Consider the following 25,431-nt stretch of genomic DNA (forward strand, 5'->3'; position numbering starts at 1 on the left):
ACGCGCGAAGTCGCGGGCCTGCTTCGACGATCGATGGACCGGGCGGCGCGGCAATCACCTTTCGGGGGTGATTGCGGTCCGGCTCAGCCGGCCTCGGTGTCGACGGCGCGGTCGGCGGCGTCCTCGACGCCTTCCCCGGGAAGCAGCCGGCGTTGGTCGAGCACGTAGAGCAGCACGAAGCCGGGCAGCACGATCAGCACCAGCAGACCCACGGCGACCAGCAACGCGGTCAGGGTTCCGGACGGTGCGGCGGCCGCGGCGACGGTGGTGGTCACCGGCAGCAGGTACGGCCACTGGGCGATGCCCCAGCTGAGAATGATGCAGGCCACCGCGACCACCGCGAGCACCCGTGCGCCGCGGGGCGCGCCGCGAATCAGCAGCACCAGGGCGCCGAACCCGCTCAGGACGCTGAGCACGACCGGCGGTAACGCCCACGAAGTCAACCGGTCGAAAACGTACGGAGCCGAGGCGCTCAAGACGACGAAGCCGATCACGGCGACCGCCGCCGCGGCGAGGGCGCTCACCACGGCCCGGCGGCGGAAGTAGAGCGCCAGAGCGCTGTCGCCGGCTCGTCGTGCGTTCCTGACGAGGTACACCGCGGCCAGGTACGCCGCCAACACGACCGCCAGCCCGCCCGTCACGAGCGAAGTCGGGTTGAGCCAGCTGCCCACCGGATCGCCCGCCTCGCCTCCGGCCGGCACGTGACCGGACGCGATACCGCCCGCGATCGCGCCGAAGCAGAACGGCACGAGCACCGACGAGAGCGCGAACAAGCCACCGAAGACCCGCCGGACGCGAACGGTGACCACCGTCTTGCGGAATGCGAAACTCGCGCCCCGCAACACGATCCCGAACGCCGCGATGGCCAGCGGGACGAACATCGTCAGGGTGATCGACTGGAACGCCGCCGGGAAGGCCGACCACGTGACGACGAAGATGAAGATCAACCAGACGTGGTCGGCCTCCCACACCGGGCCGATCGACCGCTCCACCAGGCCCCGCGGCGCGGCACCTCGCTCGGGTCCGCCGGCGGTCAGGTCCCAGAAACCGGCGCCGAAGTCGGCTCCGCCGAACACGGCGTACATCACGAGGGCGATCAGCAGCACGACCGCGACCGCGGTGCTCACGGCCCGCGCTCCCCGGTCTTCGCCGGCTCCGGGTCCTTCGCCGGCCCGTACGGCGTATCGAGGTCGGCGAAGCCGCCGGCCCGGCGGAAGCGCCGGCTCATCGACCGGAGCACCACGACCGTCGTGACACCGAGCGCGACGTAGAGCACGGCCACGGCGATGAACGTGATCCAGACGCCGGTGTTGCCCGTCGCCGCGGCCTCGACCTTCATCAGGTTGTAGACGATCCACGGCTGGCGGCCGACCTCCGTGACCACCCAGCCGGCCTCCATCGTGACGACGGCGAGCACCCCCGCGCACGCCGCGGCTCGCAGGAACCACTTACTTGTCGGCAGGTGCCGCCGGAACAACCAGACCGCGCCGTACCACAGCGACAGCAGGAGCAGCACCGTCCCGAGCCCGACCATCACGTCCCAGGCGAGGTGCACGACGTTGGCCTCGAGCACCGTCGGCCGCGCGTCAGCCGGCACGGCGTCGAGTCCCTGGACAACGGTCGACCGGCCCGTGCTCGGGTCCGACAACCACGACGCCAGCCCCGGGATCGGGACGCCGCCGGTGACCGTGCCGTCCGCGTTGAGGTGACCCAGCAGAGTCTCGGGCACATCCGAGCTGGTCGTCGGCACCAGCTCGATCGCGGCGAACTTGACCGGCTGATCGTTGTAGACCCAGCGCGCCAGGCTGTCGCCCACGCCGATCTGGATGGGTGTCGCCACCGCGGCCACGCTGAACGCGATGGTCAACCCGAGCTTGTGGTAGCGATCGGTCCGGCTGCGCAGCATCCCGACCGCGTACACCGACGCGACCAGGAACCCGCCGACCAGGTAGGCGGCGACGACCATGTGCGCGGCCTGCAGCGGCATCGCGTCGTTGAAGATCACCCCGAGCGGATCCACGTCGACGATCTCGCCCTGCGCGTTCGCCGTGAACCCGGACGGGGCGTTCATCCAGGCGTTCGCGGCGACCACGGAGACCGAGCCGAACACGCCGGCGAGGACGATCGGCACGCCGGTCCAGAAGTGCGTCCACGGTTTCAGCCGGCGCCAGCCGAAGATGTAGACGGCGACGAAAATCGCCTCGGTGAAGAAGAAGATCCCCTCGAACGCGAACGGGATGCCGAACGCCTCGCCCCAGGTCCCCATGAAATGCGGCCAGAGCAGGCCGAACTCGAAACTCAGCACGGTCCCGGTCACCGCGCCCACCGCGAAGGTCACGGCCATGTACTTCGACCAGCGCTGCGCGAGCAGCAGCGCGGCCCGGTCGTGGTGCCGAACCGCCCGGTAGTTCGCGATCAGGACCATGAACGCCCACGACACCCCGAGCGGCACCAGGATGATGTGGAACCCGAGCGTGAACGCCATCTGCGAACGCGCCCAGGGCACGGGGTTCACGGCGGCGGCCGCGTTCGCGAGGACGGTCAGCGTTTCGCCCACGATCACCCCTGCCCGCTTGCCCGTGCACCGGCCCCGGCCGCTCGGCGGGTTCGCCGGTTGTGGCGATGCCCCGACCCTGTCGGGTGCCGCACCCGGCGGGCATCACCCCGCGGGGATGACGTCGGCCCCCGCGCCGGACCGCGGACGAGCGGGCGCCTCCCGGCCGCGTGACCGGCCGGGAGGCTCGTTCGATGCACCTGACGGCGCCGGACAGGAGGCGCCGGACGGGATCAGCGCCGCGCGAACCCCACCGCGTCGTGCAGCCGCGAGCGCCGCGTGCCCGAAGCCGGGCGCGCCGGCGGGCGTTCCTCCGTCGGCGGCGTGTAGGTCGCGCCCACCACGATGTCCTCGGCCATCCCGTACAGCAGCGGCAGCGCACCCGCCACGACGCCGCCCGTGCGGTTGATGTGCGAGACGCCCGGCACGATCGCCTCGGCGTGGGTGTTGATGCGGCGGACGGTGTCCGCGCAGTCCTCGAGGTTCGTCGCGATGCGGGCGAGCAGGCCGCCGACCCAGAACAGGTACACCGCGAGGCCGGCGACGAGCAGGGCGATGTCGACGACGGTCAGCACGACCAGGGTGGTGGTCACGACTTCACCTTTCCGAGCACCCGTCCGAGGAACAGGTGGTGCTGCAGGCCTTCGGCGAGCACGGCGTCGACGCGCGTGGCCGTGACGGGGATCAGGTCGGTGTGCTGCGTGTTGTCCGCGGCGCCGTGCAGCGTGTCGCGGATGCCCGCGACCCGGCGGTCGATCACCTTCACGTAGCGGATGAGCAGGCTCAGCAGAGCCACCACCACGAGGATCACCACGAACCCGGCCGCGATGGCGATCCACCACAACGTCTCGTCCTGTGTGGACATCCGGATCAGCCTCCCAGCCGCTCACGGCCGCGGCGCAGGCCGGCGACGATGACCTCGGCGTGGTCGATGGTGGTGCGCAGCTCGGCCAGCGGCGCGGTGTTGCGTTCGGCGGCCTTGAGCTCGTCGTCGATGAGCGGCGCGGCCTCGCCGATGGAGCGCGCGAGCACCAGGATCGGCACCACGAGCGCCACCACGACGAGCACGATGACGATCCCGATCGAAAACCCGATGATCCAGCCCGTGGTCACGACGGCTCCCCTTTCACACCGACTCGCAGAAGTCGCGCACCGGCTTGAGGTTCGCGTTCACCGAGCCCAGCGCGGCGGGCACGGGCGCGGTCTCCTGGGCGATCACCCGCACGCCACCGAGCACGCTGCCGAGCGTGCGGCGGACGTGGCGCAGGTGCAGGATCACGCGGAGCAGGCCGACGGCGGCGAACAGGATGATCAGTGCGCTCACGGCCAAGGTGGCCCAGGCGGCGGCAGGCATGGCGGAACTCCTTTCAGCCCAGCAGTTTCGCGACGCTGCCGGCGTACCGGGTCGCGCCGACGGCCACTTCGCCGATGGTGCGGTCGGTTTGCGCGAGCGCCGCGGGGACGGGTTCGAGCTGCCCCGCGAGGCGCACGCCGCCCACGAGGATGTCGTCGGCCGCGGCGCGGATCCGCTCGACGGCGGCCAGCACGCGGTTGAGCAGGGCGATGACGACGGGCAGCACCACGAACAGCAGCACGGCGTTGCCGATCCACCACAGGACCATGGGTCGCCTCCTCAGGACGGGGTGCTCGGATAGGGCGCGAAGAACCGGCGGACCACGCGTTTGAGCGCCATGAGCGTCGCCTGCAGGCCGATGGTGAAGCCACGGGCCGGGGCCGCCGCGTGGCGCGCCGCCGCCGTCTCGCCGCGTTCGGCCCGGGCGATGGCCTCCTGCACGTTGAGGGCGAACTGGCGCATCAGCACCGACGACACGTCGGCGATCATGCCCCGCCCGTACTGCGCGGCGGCGCCGGACACCTGCAGGTCCTGCTCGAAGTCGACGCGGGTGCCGACGTCCGCGCGGGCCAGCGTCGCCGTCACGATCATGGCCGCCTGGCCGCGGCCGCGGGCTTCGGCGCCGCTCGCGTCGACCACGAGCCGGCGGGCGGCCTCGTCGCGCGAGGTGATGGCCGCGATTCCGTCGAACTTCAGCGACACCGGCCCCAGGCGGACGCCCACGCGGCCGCGGTAGCGCTCGTCGCCGAGGTCCTCGGTCAGCTCGGCGCCGGGCAGGCACGTCGCCACGGCGGGCACGTCGTCGAAGAACCGCCAGACCTTGTCCACGGGCTGCGCGACCTCGAACTGGTTGCGGATCAGCATCGGCTCTCCTTCTTGGCGTACGCGCCGGGGTCGCGCAGGAACGCGGCGCGGCAGCCGGCGCAGCAGAAGCTGTACTCGTGGCCCTCGAACGCCACCGGGTCGTCGATCTCGACGGTCATGCCGCACACCGGGTCGACGGTCTCGGCCGGGTCGGGTACCGCGGCGCCGGCCGGCCCGGGCGGCACCCCGCGGGCCGCCCGGATCCGCACCAGCTCGGCCAGGATCGCCACCGCGATCTCCCGGTGCGACACGTGGCCGAGGTCCAGCCCGGCCGGCACCTGCACGCGGTCCAGCTCGTCGGCCGCCACCCCGCGATCGGCGAGGTACCCGAGCACGCTCGCCCCGCGCCGGCGTGAGCCGACGAGCCCGACGTACGCCGGCCGCGCGGCCAGCGCGCGCTCCACCGACTCCTCGTCGTGGTGCCCCTGCGTCGCCACGACCACGAAGGACCGTTCGGTCACCGCGTCGAGCTCGGTGTGCTCGACGAGCCGCGCGTGCCAGCCGAGCGAACCCGCCAGCTCCACCAGCGTGTGCGCCATGGGCGAGCGCCCGACCACCACCAGGTGCGGCACGGGCTGCACCGGCTCGATGTAGACCTCCAGCGCGCCCTCGCTCTGACACGAGATCGGCACCACCGTCATGCCCTCGGGCACCGCCGCGCCGAACTGCTCCGGCGAACCGAGCAACAGCAACCGCGGGGTGCCTTCGACGAGCGCCTGCCGGGCCTCGCGGATCACGGCCGGCTCGGCACACGCGCCGCCGATCCACCCGCGCAGCTCGCCCTCGGCCGTGATGATCGCGCGGCAGCCCTGCTTGCCCGACGACGGGCCCTGTCGCCACACCACGGTCGCGAGCGCGAACGCCTCGCCGCGGCGGGCCAGCTCACCGGCCTGCGCCAGCACGTCCCAGGCGTCGGGCGAGTCCATCATGGACATCCCAGGCACCTCATTCGTCCGTCCGCACGGGCGGCGCGCCGGACACGTCGTGGTGCTGCGTCAGGGCTTCCCACACGCGGTCGGGCAGCAACGGCATGTCGATGTTGCGCACGCCGGTGTCGTCGAGCGCGTCCATCACCGCGTTCACGAACGCCGCCGGCCCGCCGACCGCGGCGCACTCCCCCACGCCCTTGGCGCCGATCGGGTGGTGCGGCGACGGCGTGACGACCTCGCTGTGCAGCTCGAAGCCCGGTGTCTCCCACGCGGTGGGCAGCAGGTAGTCCATGTAGTTCGAGCCGACGCAGTTGCCCTCGGCGTCGAAGGTGATGAACTGCATGTTCGCCATCGCGTAGGCCTCGGTGAGCCCGCCCATGATCTGGCCCTCGACGATCATCGGGTTGATGCGCACGCCGCAGTCGTCCACGGCCACGGTGTTGAGCACGTCCCACACCCCGGTCTCGGGGTCGACCTCGACGGTGACGATGTAGACCGCGAACGGCCAGGTCAGGTTCGGCGGGTCGTAGTAGGCGTGGTTCTCGAGGCCGGGCTCCATGCCGTCGGGCATGTTGCCGTACGCCGCCATCGCGCACTCCTGGATCGTCACGCCGTGCTCGGGCACGCCCCGCACGGAGAACCGGCCGAGCTCCCACTCGAGGTCCTCTTCGGACACTTCGAGCAGGTGCGCCGCGAGCTTGCGCGCCTTGGCCCGGATCTTGCGCGACACCATCGAGATCGCCGCGCCCGCCACCGGTGTGCTGCGCGAGGCGTAGGTGCCCATGCCGAACGGCGCGGTGTCGGTGTCGCCCTCCTCGACCGTGACGTCGTCGGCCGGGATGCCCAGCTCGTGGCTCACGATCTGCGCCCACGTCGTCTCGTGGCCCTGCCCCTGGCTCTTCGCCCCGACCCGCAGCAGCGCCTTGCCGGTCATGTGCACGCGCAGCTCCGCCGAGTCGAACATCTTGATGCCGAGGATGTCGTACTCACGGCTGTTGCCGGCGCCGAGCGGCTCGGTCATCGTCGAGATCCCGATGCCCAGCCGGCGCCCCCGTTTGCGCGCTTCCTCCTTCTGCCGCAAGAAGTCCTCGTAGCCCACGGCCTTCAGTCCCACGTCGAGGCACGCCTCGGGCTGGCCGGAGTCCACCAGGAAGCCGAACGGCGTGCGGTGCGGAAACGCGTCGGCGCGCACGAAGTTGCGCCGCCGGAACTCCGCCGGGTCCAGCCCGAGGTCCTTCGCGGCCTGGTGGACCATGCGCTCCTGGAAGAACATCGCCTCGGTGACGCGGAACGAGCAGCGGTAGGCGACGCCGCCGGGTGCCTTGTTGGTGTAGGTGCCGCGCGCGGTGAGGTGCGCGGCGGGCACGTTGTAACAGGCGAACGTCGAATGCAGCAGCCCGATCTTGAACTTGCTCGGCTGGGCGTCGGCGAAGAACGCGCCGTGGTCGGCCTCGGCGTGCATGCGGACGCCGAGGATCTTGCCGTCGGCGCGCAGGGCCATCTCGCCGTCGAGGTACATGTCGCGGGCGAACCCGGTGGAGATCAGGTTGCCGGTCTTGTCCTCGATCCACTTCACGGGCCGTTCCAGCAGGATGGAGCACAGGATCGAGCACACGTAGCCGGGGTACACGGGCACCTTGTTGCCGAAGCCGCCGCCGATGTCCGGCGAGATGATGCGGATCAGGTGCTCGGGCAGCTCGGCGACCATCGCCACGGCGGCGCGGATGATGTGCGGCGCCTGCGTGGTCATGTACACGGTCAGTTTTCCGGTGGCGCGGTCGAAGTCGGCCACGGAGCCGCAGCACTCGATCGGCGAGGGGTGCGAACGCGGGTAGTGCAGGCGCAGTTTCGAGACCACGTCGGCCTGCTCGAACGCCGCTTCCGTGCCGGCCTGGTCACCGACCTCCCAACGGTAGATGACGTTGTCGGCCTGGCCCGCCTTGTCGTCGCGGATCAGCGGCGCGCCCTCGGCCACGGCCTGGTCGGGGCTCACGATCACCGGCAGCGGTTCGTACTCGACGTCGATGGCCTCGCACGCGTCCTTGGCGATGTAGGGGTCGTCGGCGACGACGCACGCGACCTCCTGGCCCTGGAAGCGCACCTTGTCGGTGGCGAGCACGGCCTGGGTGTCGTAGGAGAGGGTGGGCATCCACGCGAGGTTGCGGGTCGCGGCCATCTCGCCGGTGAGCACGAGCCGCACTCCCGGGATCTCCCACGCCCGGCTGGTGTCGATCGACTTGATCCGCGCGTGCGCGAGCGGGCTGCGCAGGATCTCCATGTGCAGCATGCCGGGCAGCACGATGTCGTCGGTGTAGTTCCCGCGCCCGCGGATGAACCGGTTGTCCTCCACGCGCTTGCGGCTGACGCCGAGCCCGCCGATCTTGTTCTCGTCCAACGCCTGCGACACGTCGAGCCTCCTATTCGGACCGCAGCTTGGCGGCGGCCCACAGCACCGACTTCACGATGTTCTGGTAGCCCGTGCAGCGGCACAGGTTTCCCGACAGCGCCCAGCGGACATCCTCTTCGGACGGATCCGGGTTCTCGTCGAGCAGGGCCTTGGCCGAGAGCATCATCCCCGGCGTGCAGAAGCCGCACTGCAGGCCATGTTCCTCGCGGAAGCCCTCCTGCAGCGGGTGCAGCTCGCTCGCCGTGGCGAGCCCCTCGACGGTGGTGACCTCGTGCCCGTCGGCCTGCACCGCGAGCATCGTGCACGACTTCACCGCGCGCCCGTCGACGAGCACGGTGCACGCCCCGCAGTTGGTGGTGTCGCAGCCCATGTGCGTGCCCGTGAGGCGCAGGCCCTGGCGCAGCAGGTGCGCGAGCAGCAACCGCGGTTCGCACTCGACGACGCGGCGCTGTCCGTTGACCGTGACCGTGATCCGGCGGATGGGGACGTCGCCGGTGGCTTCCTCGTGGATCTCGTGGACGCTCGTCATGCCGCTTCCTCCCCGGTGCGGTCCAGCGCGCGCACCACGAAGGTGCGCACCAGGTGCCGCTTGAACGCGGCGGTGCCGCGGTGGTCGGTCTTCGGGCGCGCCGCCGCGGCGGCGAGGTCCGCGGCCTCCGCCACGCTGTCGGGTGTCAGCGGACCGCCCACGAGCGCGTGTTCGGCGTCGGTGGCTTCGATCGTCGAGCCGCCGACGCCGGTGAGGGCGATGCCGGCGCGGGTGACCGTGCCCTCCTGCGTCTCCACGGCCACGGCGACGCCGACGGTGGCGAAGTCGCCGACCCGGCGTTCGAGCTTGAGGTACCCGCCCGCGGGGGTGCCGCGGGGTGCGGGAATGACGGCCTCCACGGCGATCTCGTCGGCCGCCAGCGCGTTCTGGAACGGGCCGAGCACGAAGTCGCGCGCGGCGATCGTCCGCCGGCCGGCGGGTCCTTCCGCGACGATCGACCCGTCGAGGGCGAGCACCACCGAGGCCCAGTCGCCCTGGGGATCGGCGTGGCACAGCGAACCCACCAGCGTGCCGCGGTTGCGCACGATGGGGTCGGCGATCAGCGGCGCCGCCGCGGCCATCGTGGGCTGCACGGCCTTCAACAGCTGCGAGCGTTCGAGGTCGGCGTGCCGGCACAGCGCGCCGACGTGGAGGTTGCCCTCGGCGTCGAGCTCATGGTGGGCCAGGCCGGGGACGTTGTTGATGTCGACGACGAGCGCGGGCGCGGCGAAGCGCAGCTTCATCAGCGGCACCAGGCTCTGCCCGCCGGCGAGGACCTTGGCCTCGTCGCCGGTGCGCAGCAGGTCGAGCGCCTCGACCAGGGAACGGGGTGCTTCGTAGCGGAACCGGGACGGGTACACGCCGGCCTCCTCAGGCTTTCTCGGGAGGCTCGGCCACGGCCGTGGGCAGCGTGTCCTCTTCGGGGTCCTGACGAGGCCGCTGGTGCGGGGGCCAGGGCCCGGCGACCGGGCGGCCCGCCACCTTCAGGAAGTCCACGAGGTCGGGCCACGCCCATACGGTCGGACTCGGGCCCTGTTTCGGTGCGTCCTCGACGAGCTCGAACAGCCGGGGGTTGCCGCGGCTGTGCCCGTCGGACTCGATCCGCATGACGCGCACCTGCTTCCGCCGTTGGTCAGCTGCCGTCATGCTCCCCCCGGGCCACGGGCGCGACAATGCGCGATTAACCCTTTGCTTAACCCCACCGCCGAGCTGGACGGAACCGGTCTCCACACGGATTAGGCCAACGGTTAATCCGCTGTTGCGGCGGACGCGCGGGGCGGGGACCATCGACCGTCATGCAGGTGCCGGCGCAGTTCGAGTACGAGCGGGCCACGAGCGTCGAGCACGCGCTGGCGCTGCTGGCCAAGTACGGCCCGGAAAGCCGCGTGATCGCGGGCGGGCACAGCCTGATCCCGATGATGAAGCTGCGCCTGGCCCGGCCCGAAGCGCTGGTGGACGTCAACGAGCTCACCGAGCTGTCCGGGATCGAGGTTGCCGACGGCGAGCTGCGCATCGGCGCGCTGGTGCGCCACGCCCAGCTGCTCGCCTCGGCCGAGGCCGGCGCGCTGTTCCCGGTCCTGGCCGACGCCGAGCGCGTGATCGCCGACCCGATCGTGCGCAACCGCGGCACGATCGGGGGTTCGCTGTGCCAGGCCGACCCGTCGGAGGACCTGTCGGCCGCGTTCACCGCGGTGCGGGCCGAAGCCGTGATCCGCGGTGAGGAGGGCACGCGGACCGTGCCGGTGCGGGAGTTTTTCACCGGGCCCTACAGCACGGTCGTCGGCCCGGCCGAGCTGCTCGTGGAGCTGCGGCTGCCGATTCGCGAGGGCAGCGGAAGCGCGTACGCGAAGGTGGGCCGCCGCGCCGGTGACTGGGCGGTCGCGGCCGCCGGGGCGGAGCTCGTGCTCGAAGGCGACGACGTCGCCGAGGCCGGCATCGGGCTCACCGCGGTCGGCGCGCCGCGGTTCGTGGCGGCCGAGGCCGAAGACTTCCTGCGCGGTGGCGCCGCTTCGGCGGAACGCTTCGAGAAAGCCGGGCTCATCGCGGCCGAGCACTGCTCCCCCGCCGCCGACCAGCGCGGGCCGGTGGACTACAAGCGCCACCTCGTCGCCACGCTCACCACGCGGGCGCTGTACCGGGCGGCGCGACGGGCCGGAGGCTGACGGGCGTGGAGATCACGGTGACGGTCAACGGCGAACCCCACCGCCGCACGGTCGAGCCGCGCCTGCTGCTCGTGCACCTCCTGCGCGACGACCTCGGGCTCACCGGCACCCACTGGGGCTGCGACACCTCCAACTGCGGCACCTGCGTCGTGTGGCTCGACGAGCTGCCGGTGAAGTCGTGCACGGTGCTGGCCGCGATGGCCGACGGCAAGCAGGTGCGCACCGTCGAGGACCTCGGCCACGGGGCCGAGCTCGACCCCGTGCAGCAGGGTTTCGTGGCGTGCCACGGGATCCAGTGCGGGTTCTGCACACCCGGAATGCTGATGACGGCGCGCTGGCTGCTCGACCACGACCCGGACCCGAGCGAGGACGTGATCCGCGAAGCGATCTCCGGGCAGCTGTGCCGCTGCACCGGTTACGAGAACATCGTCCGCTCGATCCGCTGGGCGGCCGAGCACCCGGACGGGGAGCCCGCATGACCTACGGTTCGTTGCCCCGCAAGGAAGACGCGCGCTTCGTGCGCGGGCGCGGCACGTTCGTCGACGACCTCGTGCTGCCCGGGATGCTGCACGGCGCGATCCTGCGCAGCCCGCACGCCCACGCGCGCCTGGTGTCGGTGGACACCAGCGCGGCCGAGGCCCATCCCAAGGTCCGCGCCGTGCTCACCGGGAAAGACCTGGCCGAGCGCGGCATGGCGTGGATGCCGACGCTCTCGCACGACGTGCAGGCCGTGCTCGCCACCGACAAGGTCCGCTTCCAGGGCCAGGAGATCGCGTTCGTCGTCGCCGAAGACCGTTACGCGGCAAGGGATGCGCTGGAGCTGATCGACGTCGAGTACGAGCCGCTGCCGGTGGTCGTCGACGCGCCGGCCGCGCTCGCTCCCGGCGCCGCCGTGATCCGCGACGACCTCGGCAAGGCCGACAACCACGTGTTCGACTGGTCGTCCGGCGACGAGGCGGCCACGGAAGCCGCGTTCACGAAGGCGGACGTGGTGGCCCGACAGGACATGCTCTACCCGCGCGTGCACCCGGCGCCGCTGGAGACCTGCGGTGCGGTGGCTGACATCGACGCGATCACCGGTAAGCTCACCGTGTGGGCGACTGCGCAGGCGCCGCACGCGCACCGGGTCCTGTACTCGCGGATCACGGGCCTGCCCGAGCACCGGATCCGCATCGTCGCGCCCGACATCGGCGGCGGCTTCGGCAACAAGGTCGGGATGTACCCCGGATATCTGTGCGCGGTGGTGGGGTCGATGCTCACCGGGCGGCCGGTGAAGTGGACCGAGGACCGCTCGGAAAACCTGATGAGCACGTCGTTCGCCCGCGACTACCACATGAGCGGCGAGATCGCGGCCACGCGCGACGGCCGGCTGCTCGGGCTGCGGGTGCGCGTGCTCGCCGACCACGGCGCGTTCAACGGCACCGCGCAGCCGGCGAAGTTCCCCGCCGGGTTCTTCCACGTGTTCACCGGTTCCTACGACCTGCCGGCCGCGTTCTGCTCGGTCACCGGCGTGTACACGAACAAGGCGCCCGGCGGCGTCGCGTACGCGTGTTCGTTCCGCATCACCGAGGCCGTGTACGTGGTCGAGCGGATGATGGACGTGCTCGCCCGCGAGCTGGGCCTGGACCCGGCCGAGCTGCGCATGCGCAACCTCCTGCGGCCCGAGCAGTTCCCGTACACCTGCGCCACCGGCTGGCAGTACGACTCGGGTGACTACCCGCGCGCGCTGACGCTGCTGAAGGAGATTGCCGGCTACGACGAGCTGCGCCGCGAACAAGCCGAGAGACGCGCGCGCGGCGAGCTGATGGGCCTCGGCCTGAGCTTCTTCACCGAGGCCGTGGGCGCCGGGCCGCGCGAGCACATGGACATCCTCGGCTTCGGTATGGCCGACGGCGCCGAGCTGCGCGTGCACCCGTCCGGCTCGGCCGTGCTGCGGCTCTCGTGCATGTCGCAGGGCCAGGGCCACGAGACGACGTTCGCGCAGCTCGTGTCGGCCGAGCTCGGCATCCCGCCCGACGAGGTCGAGGTCGTGCAGGGCGACACCGACCACACGCCGTTCGGCCTCGGCACCTACGGCTCCCGTTCGACGCCGGTGTCGGGCGCGGCCGCCGTGACGGTGGCGCGGAAGGTGCGCGAGCGCGCGCGGCAGGTCGCGTCGGCGATGCTCGAGGTGAGCCCCGACGACCTCGAATGGGAACGCGGACGCTGGTTCGTGCGCGGTGTGCCCGGCCGCGGGCACACGATCCGCGAGATCGCGCTGGCCGCCCACTCCGACCTGGCGCTGCCCGAGGGCGTGGAAGGACAGCTCGACGCGAGCACCGTGTACAGCCCGCCGAACCTGACGTATCCCTTCGGCGCGTACCTGTGCGTGGTCGACGTCGACGCGGACACCGGCCAGGTGCGCGTGCGCCGCTTCATCGCCGTGGACGACTGCGGCGTGCGGATCAACCCGATGATCGTCGCGGGCCAGGTGCACCGCGGTCTCGCCGATGGCATCGGCATGGCGCTGATGGAGCTCATGGCCTTCGACACCGAGGGCAACCACCTCGGCGGTTCGTTCATGGACTACCTGCTGCCCACGGCGTTGGAGTGCCCGTCCTGGGAGCTCGGCGAAACCGTGACGCCCTCGCCGCACCACCCCATCGGAGCCAAGGGCATCGGCGAGTCCGCCACCGTCGGCTCCCCGGCGGCCGTGGTCAACGCGGTGGTCGACGCCCTGGCGCCGTTCGGCGTGCGCCACGCCGACATGCCGCTGACGCCGGCCGCGGTCTGGCGCGCGATGCGCGGCGCGCCGCTGCGGGCCGACCTGGCGATCTCCTGAGCGGGGTGAACCGGCGGGGCCGCGGATCCGTGTTCGCAGTGAGGGACGCGGAAAGGAACCGCCATGACGACGACCCCGCTCAACGGCCGGGCACTCGCGCTGTTGCGCGCCGTCGCGGCCGGCCGCGCCGAGCTCGGCGCCGGCAGCGAACCCGACCTGCGCATCGACGGCCTGCTCTGCTCCGACCAGCCCACCGCGCACGCGCTCACGCACGCCGGGCTCGTCCGGCCGGTGCGGGAGGTCGCGCCCGGGCAGTGGGTGCCGGCCGAACTCACGCCGGCCGGGAGGCAGGCGCTGGACCTGAACTCCGCGGCCTGAGGAACACCGGCCTCAGCCGGTGGCGACCGGCGAGCGCGGAAACGCGATCACCGCACCGAGACTGATCAGCGCGACCGCCACCATGTACAGCGACACCGACAGCGACGTGCCGGTCGACGTCTGCAGCGCCGTCGCGATCAGGGGTGCGAAACCACCGCCCAGCACCGCACCCACGGCGTAGGCGAAGGAAGCGCCGCTGTAGCGGTAGCGCGGTTCGAACAGCTCCGCGAACAAGGCCGACTGCGGGCCGTAGGTCGCGCCCAGGCCGAGGTTGAGCACGACCACCGCAACGCCCAGCAGCCACGGCTGGCGCGTGTCGACGAGCAGGAAGAACGGGATCGACCACACCACGAGCAGCACCGAACCCACGAGGTACACCCGTTTCCGCCCGACGCGGTCCGACCAGATCGCCCCCGCGATGATGCTCACGAGCCACACGACACTGCCGACGATGATCTCCACCAGCATCGTGGTGCTGCTCAGCTTGAGCACGGAAGTGCCGTAGGACAACAGGTACGCGAAGAAGACGTAGCCCAGCGCGGTGTTGGCGATGAAGCTCAGCGCCGCCACGGTGACCTCGCGCGGGCGCCGGCGCAGCACGTCGGCGATCGGCACGCGGCTGCGTTCGCCGCTGTCCCGCAGCTGCGCGAACACCGGGCTTTCGGCCACACGCAGGCGGATCACCAGTCCCACGACCACCAGCACGAGGCTGACCAGGAACGGCACGCGCCAGCCCCACGACCGGAAGTCCTCCGGCGACAGCGAGCTCGTCACCGCAAAGAACACCAGCTGCGCGATGATCAGCCCGGCGGGCACGCCGATCTGGGAGAACGAGCCGTAGCGCCCGCGCCGGCCCGCGGGCGCGTGCTCGACGGCCATCAGCGCCGCGCCACCCCATTCGCCGCCCGCCGAGATGCCCTGCAGCACGCGCAGCACCACCAGCAGCACGGGCGCGAGCACGCCGGCCTGCGCGAACGTCGGCAGCACCCCGACCGCGGCCGTCGCGAGCCCCATCAGGACGAGCGACGCGACCAGCATCGCCTTCCGCCCGACGCGGTCGCCGAAGTGGCCCCACACGATCCCGCCCAGCGGGCGCGCGACGAAGCCCACGCCGAGCGTCGCGAACGCCGCGAGCGTGCCCGACGCCGGGGAGAGCGACGGGAAGAACAGCTTGTTGAACACCAGCGCGGTGGCGGTGCTGTAGATGAAGTAGTCGTACCACTCGATCGTCGTGCCGATCGCGCTCGCCACCGCGACGCGGCGCACCTGCTCGCCGCGCACCAGGACCTGCTCAGCCATCCCGTCCTCTCCCCCGTCGATCATCGCGGCGAGCATAGTCCGCGCAGGTCGAGGGGGAAACGGCCAATCCTCGCCCGAGTGTCCGACCGTCCCGTCAGTTCTTCCCTATCCGCACCAGCGAACCCAGCGAGGCGTCGGGCAGGTAGGCGCGCGCGAGCGCGACGCCGATGCGCGGCAGGTCGCCTTCCTCGCGGTAGGACAGGTACATCGGCACGTAGCGGGGCTTGAACTTCGTCTTGAACGCGTGCAGCGAGCGGAACCCGTAGTACGGCTCCATCGCCCCGCCGAACGAATCGAGGAGGCGTTCGAGCGGCGCGGCCGGCGGGGCCTCCGACGCACGGGCCAGCGGGGCACCGGAGAGCGACACGAATTTCGCGCCCTCGGCGCGGAACGCCTGGCAGGACGAGGCGATGAGGAACTCCACCACGGGCCGGAACCCGTCGCCGCGGCGGCGCATCACGTCGAGCGTCCAGCCTTCGACCTGCCCGTCGCCGCCGTACACGGGCAGCCACGACGTGACGCCCTGCACCACGCCGGCGGCGTCCACGGCCAGGCCGACGCGCACGCGCGGGTCCAGCGCCTCGTCCACGCCGCCGAGGGTGAAGCCCATCTCGGGCATCCCCTTGTCCCCCACCCATTCCTCGGAGATCGCGCGGACCTGCGCGACGAGCGACCACGGTTCGTCGGCCAGCGTCACCAGGCGGAAGGCCACGCCTTCCTTCACCGCGCGGTTGAGCGCCGAGCGCACGTTCTGCCACGCCTTCCCGCGGAACTCCAGGTCCGCCAGGTCGACGAGGGTGTCCTCGGCGACCTGCACTCGGGCCCAGCCGAGCGAGTCCGTGACGGCGGTGGTCTCCTCGGTGACGGAGAACAGGCACGGCACCAGCCCGGAGTTGTCGCACAGCTCCGCGAACGCCCGGATCGTGCCGGCGGTGTCGGGGCCGATCGGGTCGCCGAGGGCGATGGCCACGCCCGCGTGGCGGCGGTAGGCGAGGTAGGACTCGCCGTCGGGGCCGAAGAAGTGGGAGTTCTCCGGCCAGAGGGTCATCCAGGACAGCGTGCCGCCCCCGTGGCGCTGCAGCAGTTCGGTGGCGCCGTCGACGTCGCGGGAGCCGAGCGCCCGGCGCCGTTTCCGCCGCGAGGGCACGCGGAACGCCCCGCGCGCGGCAATGAGCAGCGTCAGCATGGCGCCCCAGAGCACGGCGTCGGCGATGAGGAACGACGCGTTCTCGATCGTGTAGGCCAGGCCGAAGATCTCCGCGACGACCACGACCACGGCGATCACGACGCCCAGCGCCACGATCAGCGAGGCGAGCCCGACCGCCCACCGCCACGCCGCGCGTTTGCCGCGCCGCAGGCCGTTGATCATCAACGCGATCACCACGAGCACGATGGCCAGCTCCGGCACCGAATCGGCCTGGCCCGCCGTGGAGCCGAGCGGGCTGACGCCGGGCGCGATGCGCACCACGATCTGCACCGCGCCCGCGATGACGAGGCCGGTGACCGCGAGCAGGCGCCACTCCCGCCGCGTGGGGCGGCCTGTGGACCGCAGGCGTTTCGGGCCGGCGAGGCGGCGCGCGAGCGGCAGTGTGAGGCCGACGGCGAGCAGGTGTTCCAGGTCGGCGAGCGTGCCGATGTAGAGGATGGACACCCCGACGTATACGCACAGGAGCGCGCGCAACCGCAGCCGCCACGGCGAGCGGATGGTCGCGCTCACCACGGCGACCACGGCGAGCGCACCCGCGGAGAACCCGACGTCGGTGCGCGCCGCGAGCTGCGTCGCCCACTCCCAGCCGGTGCCCCGCAGCGCGAGCAGGATCAGCGCGGCGCCGAGGGTCGCGGCCAGCTGCGCGCCGACGGCGATCGCGGCGGTCCGGCGCGTGCCCAGCCGCGCCTCGGACGGGCCGACGAGCAGGGCGAACCCGCCGGCCACCGGGAGGTAGAACAGCGGGTTCAGCGCGAAGAACGGTCCGATGAGGAACGTCCACCAGCGGCCGTCGAGGAGCGAGGGCAGGCCGTAGGACACCTGCGGGAACCACGCGCGCGTCTCGACGGCGCTCCACAGCGTGCCCGTCGCCAGGCCGAGCGCGACCATCGCCACGACGACGGCCGTGGTGAACGGGGCGCGCCGCCACAGCACCAGCGCGATCGACCGTGCGCGCGTGAGGAACTCGGGGGTCGCGTGCTCGACGGCCGCGGTGTGTTCTGCCATGGTGGCCGGCCCCGTCCGCGGTCTCAGTACAGCGGCGGGGTCGGTGTGGTCGGCTCCGGGGCCCGGCTGCGCGGCCGGCCCAGCGCGAGCGCGACGATCGCGGCCGCGACCAGGACGAGCCCGCCGATGAGGAACCCGAGCGCGTAGCCGAACAGGCCCGGCAGGTTCAGGTCGACGGCGAGGCGGGAGTCGACGCCGGGGGTGCCGTCGGCGTTCATCACGACCGCGCGGTAGTCACCGTCGGTGATCTGCCACGTCACGTCGGTCGCGCCGGAGGCGACCCAGAACGGCTGGGTGGCCGGCGGGGCCGCCAGCGCCGTGCCGTCGCGGCGGACGGCGTCGAGCGCGAACGGATCGAGGTCGAAGTTGCGCGCCTGCTCGATCGCGACACCGGTCAGGTACCGGTCGACGTCCGCCGCGGGCCCGATGGCGATGAACAGCCCGGAGGCGTTGCCGCCCGTCGCGTGGACGGTGATCGACGGCGAGCCGAGCGCACGCGTGAGCCGGCCGGTGTCGGTGATCTGCGCCGTGTCGGTGACGATGGCTGCGGTCGGGGTCGTCACGTCGTGCTGCCCCGACTTCAGCGACCCGCCGGAGCCGAACACCAGCAGCAGCACGCCGCCCCCGATGGCCAGGCACACGCCGATCACGAGCACGACCACCGAGATCACGATCACGGCGATCCGCGCGGGACTGCGGCGCGGCGGATAGGTGGCGGTCATCGGCGCCTCCCCGGCTCGAAGACGGGTCCCCCGGCCCTCGGGTGTCCATTGTGGTCGGTGGGCGACCAAACCCGGCCGCCCGGCGGAAACTCACCCTTCGGCCCCGCTGCGCGCCACTTCCCCGCACGACCCGGCCCCGGGCTTCGCGAGACACGCCACGGCCCGGCGACCGAGGAACGTCGTCGCAGCATGAACCGGATGGTAACCCCGCTTTCGGGCACCTCCGGCCGGCTCGGGACGGGGTGGCGGCCGGCTGCCCTGCCCTGCTCGGCGCGGCGGGCCTCCTCGGCGCCGGCGGTGCACGGCGTTGCGCACCGCGCCGTTCTGACCGTCTTCGCGGGGATCGGTGCTGCCGCGGGCGGGCGCCGATGCGTCGGCTTTTCGGCCCGATTCGCGTAGGTGCGGTTAGGGAATTCTCGTGCGGTCCAACGGTTCGGCGGTACGCATGACCTCCGGTCGTCCGGCTCCGCCTGGCGGCGCTATGCCGACCCCTGCCGTGCGCCGACCGGGCTCACTGACGCCGTGGTGCCTGTACGAGATTTCGAACCGGGTCTCGATCACGTCCGGCCGCGGTGTTGCTCGTGACCTCTTCCGGTGATCGGCTACCGACGGTGAAAAGTGCATCCGCAACCGGCGGCGTCACCGTCAGTCGCTGCTCGTGCGACAGCCCTGCACCACGGCCCGCTTCCGCGGCCGGATCGCCGCGGCTCGGCGTCAGCTGTCCGTCTTGTGCAGCTTCAACACCCGCCCGGTGCCGGGATTCGCCATCGCCCGCAGATACGCCTGCGCCACCTCGGCCGCCGGCACCGGCGTGAACCCGGGAAAATACGGGTGGTAGGCCGTGGACTCCGCGAGAACCGTCGGGCTGACGCAGTTGATCCGGATCCCCCGCGGCAGCTCCGTCGCCGCCGCCTTGACGAACCCCTCGACCAGGTGGTTCACCGTGGCGCCGATCGTCGCCGCCGGCGTCACCTCATCGGTCAGCACCCCGGACACCAACGTGAACGACCCCCCGTCCGCGAGGTACGGCAGCGCCGCCCGCACCACATTGACCTGCCCCATCCCCTTCGAGGCGAGCGAACCCGCCCACTGCTCGTCCGTCGCCTCCTCGAACGGCGCCGGAAACACGTCACCGGCCGCACTCGCCACCGCGTCGAACCCACCCAGCCCCGCGAACAACGCCCGCAGGCTCCCGACGTCGGTGATGTCCGCCCGGTACTCCCCGGACTTCCTGCCAACCGTCACGACCTCGTGGCCCTGCTCCCCCAACACCTCGCTCACGGCCGCGCCGATGGTCCCGGTGCCGATCACCACTGCTTTCACTGTGCTCCACCTGTCATGAGATGACTCTTATGTCAGTCACTGACAGTTTCAGCATGACACGCCACCCAGGCAGTCGTCCACCCGAGGGCCGCGCCTGTCACTCCACAGCGAGCACACCACTGGACGAAGACTCCCGCAGCGGCCCCGAAGCAGCGCATCTCGTCGGAGTCGACGAAACGGTCAGCCCGACCCACGACGGTTGTCGGCCTGGTAGCGAGGTCCGCGACGATCCGGCCACCGCCGACCGTGTCGATGCCGGCAGAACCGCGCTTCCGCCCTACACCGTCGGAACTTCCACCTCACCCGGTACCCGATCCGGCCTCAACCCCCGCCAGGCCGTGTGCCGGAGGCGTTGGTCGCCTGGTGTCAGGCGGCGGTACACGACCTCGCCGACGAGCGAAGGTGCCAACCAATGCGCCCCCCGCGCGCGGTCGCGGGGCACCACATTCGCGAACGGGCTCACCGACCGCTCCAACGGCGCCAAAGTCTCCCGCAGGTCCACCAGCATCTGCTCCGTGAACCCAGTCCCCACATCACCCAGGTACAGCAGATCACCCGAAACCGGGTCGTGCGCACCAAGAAGCAGCGCGCCAAGGGTGGAAGCGCGACGCCCCTGACCCGGCCGCCAGCCCCCGAGCACGACCTCGGTGGTCCGGATCAGTGGGTGCTTCAACCACTCCGGGCTCCGCCGCCCGGGGTGGTACTTAGAACCGCGCGCCTTGACCACCAGGCCTTCGAGCATGGTCTTCTGCGCCACGTCCAGCAGGTCCTGCGGCGACATCCCCTGGGCCGACAGGTCGGTGTGGGAGTACGACGGGGTGATGGCCATGAGGCGACGGTCCGGCGGCTCGAGAGTCTCGAGCACGCCACGCCGTTCGTCGTACGTGGCGTCCAGCAGTGACTCGCCGCCGAGCGAAAGGACGTCGAACGCGAAAAAGGACACCGCGCGCGCCGAGGTGTCGTGGTTCTGCAGCAGGCCGAAGTCGGGATGTCCCTGCTCGTCGAGGGCCACGATCTCGCCGTCGAGCACCGCGGGCCGGCCGCCCAGCGCGTCGCCGAAGGCGCCCAGCAGTTCGGGGAACCGGCCGGTGAAGTCGTTGTTGTTGCGGCTCGTCAGCACGGTGGTGCCGTCGGGGGCGACGCGCATGATCGCCCGGTAGCCGTCCCACTTGAACTCGTAGGCGTAGTCCGGGCCGTCGCGCAGGAGACCGCCGTCGGGGGTCGCGAGCATGGGCTCGATCGGGGCCGGCACGCGCGACCGCTCAGCACCGCCTGCCATGCCGGCCTCCCGCCTCGGACGTCCCGCTCGCCCCACCGTAGGGCGAAGCGAGCGGAAACGTCCACAGTGGTCACCCGCCGTGGGTGCTGCCGCTCTGGTAGTCGGTGTAGGTGTAGGGGTTGTCGAGGATCTTCGCCTCGGGCACGTCAGGGTTCATCCCCTGCTCCCACGCCTCGTCGCCCAGCTGCGCGCGCAGGTGCTCCACCGTCGCGTCCACCGTGCGGCGCACCGCCGCCAGGTCGACGTCCACGAGGCGGCCGTCGCGCTTCACGACGCGGCCGTTCACCAGCACGGTGTGCACGTCGCCGCGCTGGGCCTGGAACGCGATGTGACCGTGCGGGTTGAGCAGGGGGAACGACACGGGCGAGTGATCGTTTTTCACCAGCACCAGGTCGGCCTTCTTGCCGACCTCGACGCTGCCGAGCTCCGCCTCGCGACCGAGCGCCCGGGCGCCGCCGCGCGTGGCCCACTCCACCACCTGGTCGGCGCGCAGCGCGGCGTGCGTGACGGTGTCGCCCTTCACGTGCGCCTCCAGGTGCTCGCGCGACCGGTCGGCGCCCAGCGTGGTGCGCATGGCCGAAAAGAGGTCCCCGCTCCACCACACGGACGTGTCCATCGACAGCGACACCGGGATGCCGTACGAACGCAGCGCCCAGCTGGGCGGGTAGCCCTGGCCCGCGCTCTGCTCGCTCTCCGTCGACACCGACACCGAACCGCCCGTCGCGGCGATCCGGTGGTAGGAGTCGGCCGAGAGCGACGCGCCGTGCACGTAGATCGTCTCGGGCGTCATGAAACCGTGGTCGTGCATCAGGCGGATGCCGTCGTCGCCGGTCGCGCCCCACACGCCCGCGTGCGTGGTCACGGGCACGCCGAGCTCGCGCGCGACCTCGAACGCCGGCTTCTCCGGGAACTCCGGGTCGCCGGTCACGTCGAACGCGAGCTGGAAGCCGAGCATCGGGTCGCCCGTCATGCGGCGCGCGACGAAATCGCGGAACTCCGGCGTGGCGGTCCAGTGCGCCGGCGCGTCCTGGATGTTGCCGTACGCCAGCACGAACCGGCCCGGCACGGCCTGCAGCGCGTCGGCGGCCGCGTCGGCGTGCTCGGTCGTCTGCAGCCCGTGCGACCAGTCCACTGTGGTCGTCACGCCGGCGTCGAGCGCCTCCCAGGCGGACAGCAGGTTGCCCGCGTAGACGTCGGCCGGGCGGAACGTCTTGCCGTGTTCGAGGTAGTACCAGACGAAGTACTGCGTCAGCGTCCAGTCGGCGCCGTACCCGCGCATCGCCGTCTGCCACATGTGCCGGTGCGTGTCGATCATGCCCGGCATCACGATGCCGCCGGTCGCGTCGATCTCCACGGTGCCTTCGGGCACGGCCAGCTCCGGGCCGACGGCGGTGATCGTGTCGCCGGTGACCAGCACGTCGTGCCCGGGCAGCACGCGGCGGTTGGCGTCGACGGTCAGCACGGTCCCGCCGCGCAGGACGACCGGCCGGCCGGTGGGCTCGCTCATGGCTGCCTCTCTTCCACGCTGGAGCCCACGGGCCCTGACGCGTACAATCGTCCGCTTGACGGACAACCAGTGGGGTGCAGACACTTTTGCGCACCGCCGAGCCCCTGTCAATGCCCGGCCGGGCCCGGGCGCGGCGCGAGGCCGGGCCGCGCTGTCCGGCTCGCGGACAGCGGGCGGATACGCTTCGCGGGACGCAGTGCCCGCCAGGCCGTGAGGAGGTCGTGCGATGCCACGAGAGGGAACCGGTCCGGACTTCATCGAGGCGCTCGCCCGCGGGCTCGAAGTGATCGCCGCCTTCCGGCCCCACCAGCCGGTGATGACGCTCGCCGAGGTCGCGACCGCCACGAAGCTGGCCCGCCCCACCGCGCGGCGGATCCTTCTGACGCTGGAAGAGCTCGGCTACGTGCGCACGGCCGAGCGTGGTTACGCCCTCACGCCCCGCGTGCTCGAACTCGGCGTCGCCTACGTGCGGTCGATGGGCCTGTGGGACATCGCCCGCCCGCACCTGGAGAAGCTCAGCGCGCAGACGAACGAGTCGTGCTCGATCGCGCAGCTCGACGGCTCCGACATCGTCTACGTGGCCCGGGTTTCGGTGCCGAAGATCGTGTCGCTGGCCGTGCAGATCGGCACGCGGTTCCCGGCGTTGCCGACGTCGCTGGGCAAAGTCCTGCTGGCCGCCCTGTCCCCCGAGGAGCTCGAGACCACACTCGCCGAGCCGACCCGCTCGGGCCTCGTGCCGCGCTGGCAGCCGGACCACGCCGAACGCGACGCCGAGCTGCGCGAGGTGCGCGCCCGCGGCTGGGCGCTGACCGACGAGCAGCTCACCCTCGGGATCCGCTCGGTCGCCGCGCCGCTGCGCGACGGGGCCGGCCGCGTGATCGCGAGCGTGAACGTCAACTGCCACGCCGCCGAGACCCCGGTCGACCGGCTGGTGGGCCACCACCTGCCCCTGCTGCTGCAGGCCGCGGGCGACATCAGCGCGGACTTCGCGCGCCTGCAGGACGTGCCGCACAGCGCCGCCGCGGCCGCGCCCGCCGTGTCCTGACCCACGCTTGACCGGCGCGCCGCACAAGCGCAGACTCTCGGTTGGACGACTCACGCGGACAGTGGTCCGCCTGACGGACACGAAGAGAGGCGAAGCATGGAAGACTCCCCGGCGGGAGCGGGCACCGGACCGCTGTCGGGGCTGCTGGTGGCGGACTTCTCCCGGGTGCTGGCCGGCCCGTACGCCACGATGCTGCTCGCCGACCTCGGCGCCGAAGTCGTGAAGGTCGAGGGCCCCCAGGGCGACGAGACCCGCACCTGGATGCCGCCGGTGCGCGGCGAGACGTCCACCTACTACCTCGGCGTGAACCGCGGCAAGCGCTCCATCGCGCTCGACCTGCGCGACGAGGCCGACGCGGCGCTCGGGCGCGAGCTCGCCGCCCGCGCCGACGTGCTCATCGAGAACTTCAAGCCCGGCGGCCTGGCCAAGTACGGCCTCGACTACGAGACCGTCCGCGCCCTCAACCCCGGCCTCGTCTACGCGTCGATCACCGGCTTCGGCTCCGGCGCGGGCAGCCACGTGCCCGGCTACGACCTCATGGTGCAGGCGATCTCCGGCCTGATGAGCCTCACCGGCGACCCCGCCGGGCCGCCGTACCGCGCCGGCATCTCCGTGTTCGACGTGATGGCCGGCAACCACGCCGTGATCGGCATCCTCGCCGCGCTGCGCCACCGCGACGCGACCGGCGCCGGCCAGCTCGTGGAGGTCAACCTGCTGTCCTCGGCGCTCACCGGGCTGGTGAACCACAGCTCCGCCTACGTCGCCGGCGGCGTGGTCCCCTACCGGATGGGCAACGCGCACCCCAGCGTCTTCCCGTACGAGCCGCTGCCGACCGCCGACGACGACCTCATCGTCGCCGCCGCCAACGACGGCCAGTTCCGCAAACTGTGCGACGTGCTCGCCATCCCCGAGATCGCCGAAGACCCGCGCTTCGCGCACAACGCCGACCGCACGAAGAATCGCGAGGAACTGCGCCCGATCCTCGTCGAGCGCCTGGCCGCCCGCGGCGCCGTCGACTGGTTCGAGGCGCTCACGGCGGTGGGCGTGCCGTGCGGTCCGATCTCCACGATCGACGGCGGCTTCGCGATGGCCGAACGGTTCGGGCTCGACCCCGTGGTCGAGGTCGGCGAAGGCGACCGCGCGGTGCCGACCACGCGCCACCCGTTGCGGCTCTCGGCGACCCCGGCGTCCTACCGGCTGCCGCCGCCCGAGCTCGACGAGCACGGCGCCGAGCTGCGTGCCTGGCTGGGCACCCCGCGCAGTGATCTCCCCAGCAGCGATCTCCCGGGAAAGGCCGACGCGTGAACGAGCCGGTGTACGAGACGGCGCTCGGTGCGTCGTCGCTCGACAAGATCACCCTGCTCGGCCAGGACCTGGCACAGGACGTGATGGGCAAGGTCGGGTTCGGCGAGCTGTCCTTCTGGCTCGCGACGCAGCGCCGGCCGACGCCGGGCGAGACCCGCGTGTTCGAGGCCGTGCTCGCGGCCTTGGCCGACCACGGGTTCACCCCGACCGCGATCGTCACCCGGCTGACCTACCTGTCCGCGCCCGACTCGATCCAGGGCGCGCTCGCCGCCGGCCTGCTCGGCGGCGGCTCGCGTTTCCTTGGCGTCACCGAGGACTGCGGCCGCTTCCTCCACGAGGTCCTGGCCTCCGCCGGCGACCGCCCGGCCGACGACGCCGGCTGGGACGCGCTCGCCCTCGAAACCGTTCGCGCCAAACGAGAAGCGCGCGAGTTCATCCCCGGGCTCGGCCACCACGTGCACAAGCAGGGCGACCCGCGCACGCCGCGGCTGCTGGAGATCGCCGCCGAGGAAGGGCTCGTCGGCCCGCACCTGGCGCTGTTCACCGCCATCGGCCGCGTGCACCCGCAGGTGCTCGGCAAGACCCTGCCGCTCAACGGCGCGGGCGTCTGCGGCGCCGCGCTGGCCGACCTCGGGCTGCCGCTGGAGCTGCTGCGCGGATTTGCCCTGCTGGCCCGCACGGCCGGGCTGATCGGGCAGCTCGCCGAGGAACTGCGTCACCCTGTGGGCAACGACATCTTCCTCGCGGTAGACCTGAACAACCGGCCCGTCGAGCCGGACCCGTACACGCCCTGACCCCCTC

General features: G+C 72.0%; 26 protein-coding genes. 7 read left to right on the forward strand and 19 right to left on the reverse strand.

Annotation, left to right across the window (positions count from 1 at the left end; translation table 11 throughout):
• Positions 1-83 precede the first annotated feature (83 nt).
• From AB0878_RS05265 to AB0878_RS05325, 13 genes are all read right to left on the reverse strand, one after another.
• The gene (locus tag AB0878_RS05265; RefSeq protein ID WP_366576710.1) at positions 84-1,127 is read right to left on the reverse strand and encodes a cytochrome d ubiquinol oxidase subunit II; all 1,044 of its coding nucleotides are present in this window, start codon (positions 1,125-1,127) and stop codon (positions 84-86) included.
• On the reverse strand, positions 1,124-2,557 hold the full coding sequence (locus AB0878_RS05270; RefSeq protein ID WP_366576712.1) for a cytochrome ubiquinol oxidase subunit I: 1,434 nt from the start codon (positions 2,555-2,557) through the stop codon (positions 1,124-1,126). Before AB0878_RS05270 ends, AB0878_RS05265 begins: the two co-directional genes overlap by 4 nt.
• A 230-nt stretch (positions 2,558-2,787) precedes the next feature.
• The gene (locus AB0878_RS05275; RefSeq protein ID WP_366576714.1) at positions 2,788-3,147 is read right to left on the reverse strand and encodes a hypothetical protein; all 360 of its coding nucleotides are present in this window, start codon (positions 3,145-3,147) and stop codon (positions 2,788-2,790) included.
• Positions 3,144-3,419, reverse strand: coding sequence for a hypothetical protein (locus AB0878_RS05280; protein ID WP_220241270.1), 276 nt, complete (start codon positions 3,417-3,419; stop codon positions 3,144-3,146). Before AB0878_RS05280 ends, AB0878_RS05275 begins: the two co-directional genes overlap by 4 nt.
• 5 nt (positions 3,420-3,424) lie before the next feature.
• Complete coding sequence (locus tag AB0878_RS05285; RefSeq protein ID WP_366576716.1) at positions 3,425-3,667, reverse strand: hypothetical protein; 243 nt, start codon at positions 3,665-3,667, stop codon at positions 3,425-3,427.
• Between the two features lie 13 nt (positions 3,668-3,680).
• Positions 3,681-3,908, reverse strand: coding sequence for a hypothetical protein (locus tag AB0878_RS05290; RefSeq protein WP_285966567.1), 228 nt, complete (start codon positions 3,906-3,908; stop codon positions 3,681-3,683).
• A gap of 13 nt (positions 3,909-3,921) precedes the next feature.
• Entirely contained in the window at positions 3,922-4,176 is a 255-nt protein-coding gene (locus tag AB0878_RS05295) for a hypothetical protein (RefSeq protein WP_366576718.1), read from the reverse strand.
• A gap of 11 nt (positions 4,177-4,187) precedes the next feature.
• On the reverse strand, positions 4,188-4,772 hold the full coding sequence (locus AB0878_RS05300) for an SRPBCC family protein (RefSeq protein WP_366576720.1): 585 nt from the start codon (positions 4,770-4,772) through the stop codon (positions 4,188-4,190).
• A complete protein-coding gene (locus tag AB0878_RS05305) occupies positions 4,766-5,707 on the reverse strand; it encodes an XdhC family protein (RefSeq protein ID WP_366576722.1) in 942 nt (313 codons plus the stop codon). Before AB0878_RS05305 ends, AB0878_RS05300 begins: the two co-directional genes overlap by 7 nt.
• A 10-nt stretch (positions 5,708-5,717) precedes the next feature.
• Positions 5,718-8,108 carry an aerobic carbon-monoxide dehydrogenase large subunit gene (locus AB0878_RS05310; protein WP_366576724.1) on the reverse strand — a complete coding sequence of 797 codons (2,391 nt, stop codon included), beginning with the start codon at positions 8,106-8,108 and terminating at the stop codon, positions 5,718-5,720.
• 10 nt (positions 8,109-8,118) lie between these two features.
• Positions 8,119-8,637, reverse strand: coding sequence for a (2Fe-2S)-binding protein (locus AB0878_RS05315; protein ID WP_366576726.1), 519 nt, complete (start codon positions 8,635-8,637; stop codon positions 8,119-8,121).
• Positions 8,634-9,497 carry a xanthine dehydrogenase family protein subunit M gene (locus AB0878_RS05320; protein WP_366576728.1) on the reverse strand — a complete coding sequence of 288 codons (864 nt, stop codon included), beginning with the start codon at positions 9,495-9,497 and terminating at the stop codon, positions 8,634-8,636. The genes AB0878_RS05315 and AB0878_RS05320 overlap by 4 nt, the downstream gene beginning before the upstream one ends.
• 10 nt (positions 9,498-9,507) lie before the next feature.
• Complete coding sequence (locus AB0878_RS05325) at positions 9,508-9,744, reverse strand: hypothetical protein (protein ID WP_285966560.1); 237 nt, start codon at positions 9,742-9,744, stop codon at positions 9,508-9,510.
• A gap of 188 nt (positions 9,745-9,932) precedes the next feature.
• On the opposite strand from AB0878_RS05325, the gene AB0878_RS05330 reads away from it, so the two are divergent.
• From AB0878_RS05330 to AB0878_RS05345, 4 genes are all read left to right on the forward strand, one after another.
• On the forward strand, positions 9,933-10,799 hold the full coding sequence (locus AB0878_RS05330; RefSeq protein WP_366576730.1) for a xanthine dehydrogenase family protein subunit M: 867 nt from the start codon (positions 9,933-9,935) through the stop codon (positions 10,797-10,799).
• Between the two features lie 5 nt (positions 10,800-10,804).
• Entirely contained in the window at positions 10,805-11,278 is a 474-nt protein-coding gene (locus AB0878_RS05335; protein WP_366576732.1) for a (2Fe-2S)-binding protein, read from the forward strand.
• The gene (locus AB0878_RS05340) at positions 11,275-13,620 is read left to right on the forward strand and encodes an aerobic carbon-monoxide dehydrogenase large subunit (protein WP_366576734.1); all 2,346 of its coding nucleotides are present in this window, start codon (positions 11,275-11,277) and stop codon (positions 13,618-13,620) included. Before AB0878_RS05335 ends, AB0878_RS05340 begins: the two co-directional genes overlap by 4 nt.
• A 63-nt stretch (positions 13,621-13,683) precedes the next feature.
• The gene (locus tag AB0878_RS05345) at positions 13,684-13,938 is read left to right on the forward strand and encodes a hypothetical protein (protein ID WP_366576735.1); all 255 of its coding nucleotides are present in this window, start codon (positions 13,684-13,686) and stop codon (positions 13,936-13,938) included.
• Positions 13,939-13,950: 12 nt separating this feature from the next.
• Here the strand turns inward: AB0878_RS05345 and AB0878_RS05350 are convergent, their stop codons facing one another.
• The 6 genes from AB0878_RS05350 to AB0878_RS05375 form a co-directional block, all read right to left on the reverse strand.
• A complete protein-coding gene (locus tag AB0878_RS05350; protein WP_366576737.1) occupies positions 13,951-15,261 on the reverse strand; it encodes an MFS transporter in 1,311 nt (436 codons plus the stop codon).
• A 70-nt stretch (positions 15,262-15,331) separates the two neighbouring features.
• Positions 15,332-17,449 carry a DUF2156 domain-containing protein gene (locus tag AB0878_RS05355; protein WP_366576739.1) on the reverse strand — a complete coding sequence of 706 codons (2,118 nt, stop codon included), beginning with the start codon at positions 17,447-17,449 and terminating at the stop codon, positions 15,332-15,334.
• 23 nt (positions 17,450-17,472) lie between these two features.
• The gene (locus AB0878_RS05360) at positions 17,473-18,171 is read right to left on the reverse strand and encodes a hypothetical protein (RefSeq protein WP_366576741.1); all 699 of its coding nucleotides are present in this window, start codon (positions 18,169-18,171) and stop codon (positions 17,473-17,475) included.
• 714 nt (positions 18,172-18,885) lie between these two features.
• The gene (locus tag AB0878_RS05365; RefSeq protein ID WP_366576743.1) at positions 18,886-19,494 is read right to left on the reverse strand and encodes a short chain dehydrogenase; all 609 of its coding nucleotides are present in this window, start codon (positions 19,492-19,494) and stop codon (positions 18,886-18,888) included.
• 277 nt (positions 19,495-19,771) lie between these two features.
• Positions 19,772-20,773: a non-homologous end-joining DNA ligase gene (gene ligD / locus AB0878_RS05370; RefSeq protein ID WP_366576745.1), complete on the reverse strand. Its 1,002-nt coding sequence runs from the start codon at positions 20,771-20,773 to the stop codon at positions 19,772-19,774.
• 70 nt (positions 20,774-20,843) lie between these two features.
• Positions 20,844-22,280 (reverse strand): amidohydrolase family protein, encoded by a 1,437-nt coding sequence (locus tag AB0878_RS05375; protein ID WP_366576747.1) that lies wholly within the window; start codon positions 22,278-22,280, stop codon positions 20,844-20,846.
• Positions 22,281-22,506: 226 nt separating this feature from the next.
• Between AB0878_RS05375 and AB0878_RS05380 the strand changes: the two genes are divergently transcribed.
• The 3 genes from AB0878_RS05380 to AB0878_RS05390 all read left to right on the forward strand — a co-directional run bounded on the left by AB0878_RS05380 (position 22,507) and on the right by AB0878_RS05390 (position 25,424).
• Positions 22,507-23,325 (forward strand): IclR family transcriptional regulator C-terminal domain-containing protein, encoded by an 819-nt coding sequence (locus AB0878_RS05380; RefSeq protein WP_366576748.1) that lies wholly within the window; start codon positions 22,507-22,509, stop codon positions 23,323-23,325.
• 96 nt (positions 23,326-23,421) lie between these two features.
• Positions 23,422-24,630, forward strand: coding sequence for a CoA transferase (locus AB0878_RS05385; RefSeq protein ID WP_366576750.1), 1,209 nt, complete (start codon positions 23,422-23,424; stop codon positions 24,628-24,630).
• Positions 24,627-25,424, forward strand: coding sequence for a citryl-CoA lyase (locus AB0878_RS05390; protein ID WP_366576752.1), 798 nt, complete (start codon positions 24,627-24,629; stop codon positions 25,422-25,424). Before AB0878_RS05385 ends, AB0878_RS05390 begins: the two co-directional genes overlap by 4 nt.
• Positions 25,425-25,431 lie beyond the last annotated feature (7 nt).

It is taken from the genome of Amycolatopsis sp. NPDC047767, from assembly GCF_040704195.1.
In the GTDB taxonomy this organism is placed as follows: domain Bacteria; phylum Actinomycetota; class Actinomycetes; order Mycobacteriales; family Pseudonocardiaceae; genus Amycolatopsis.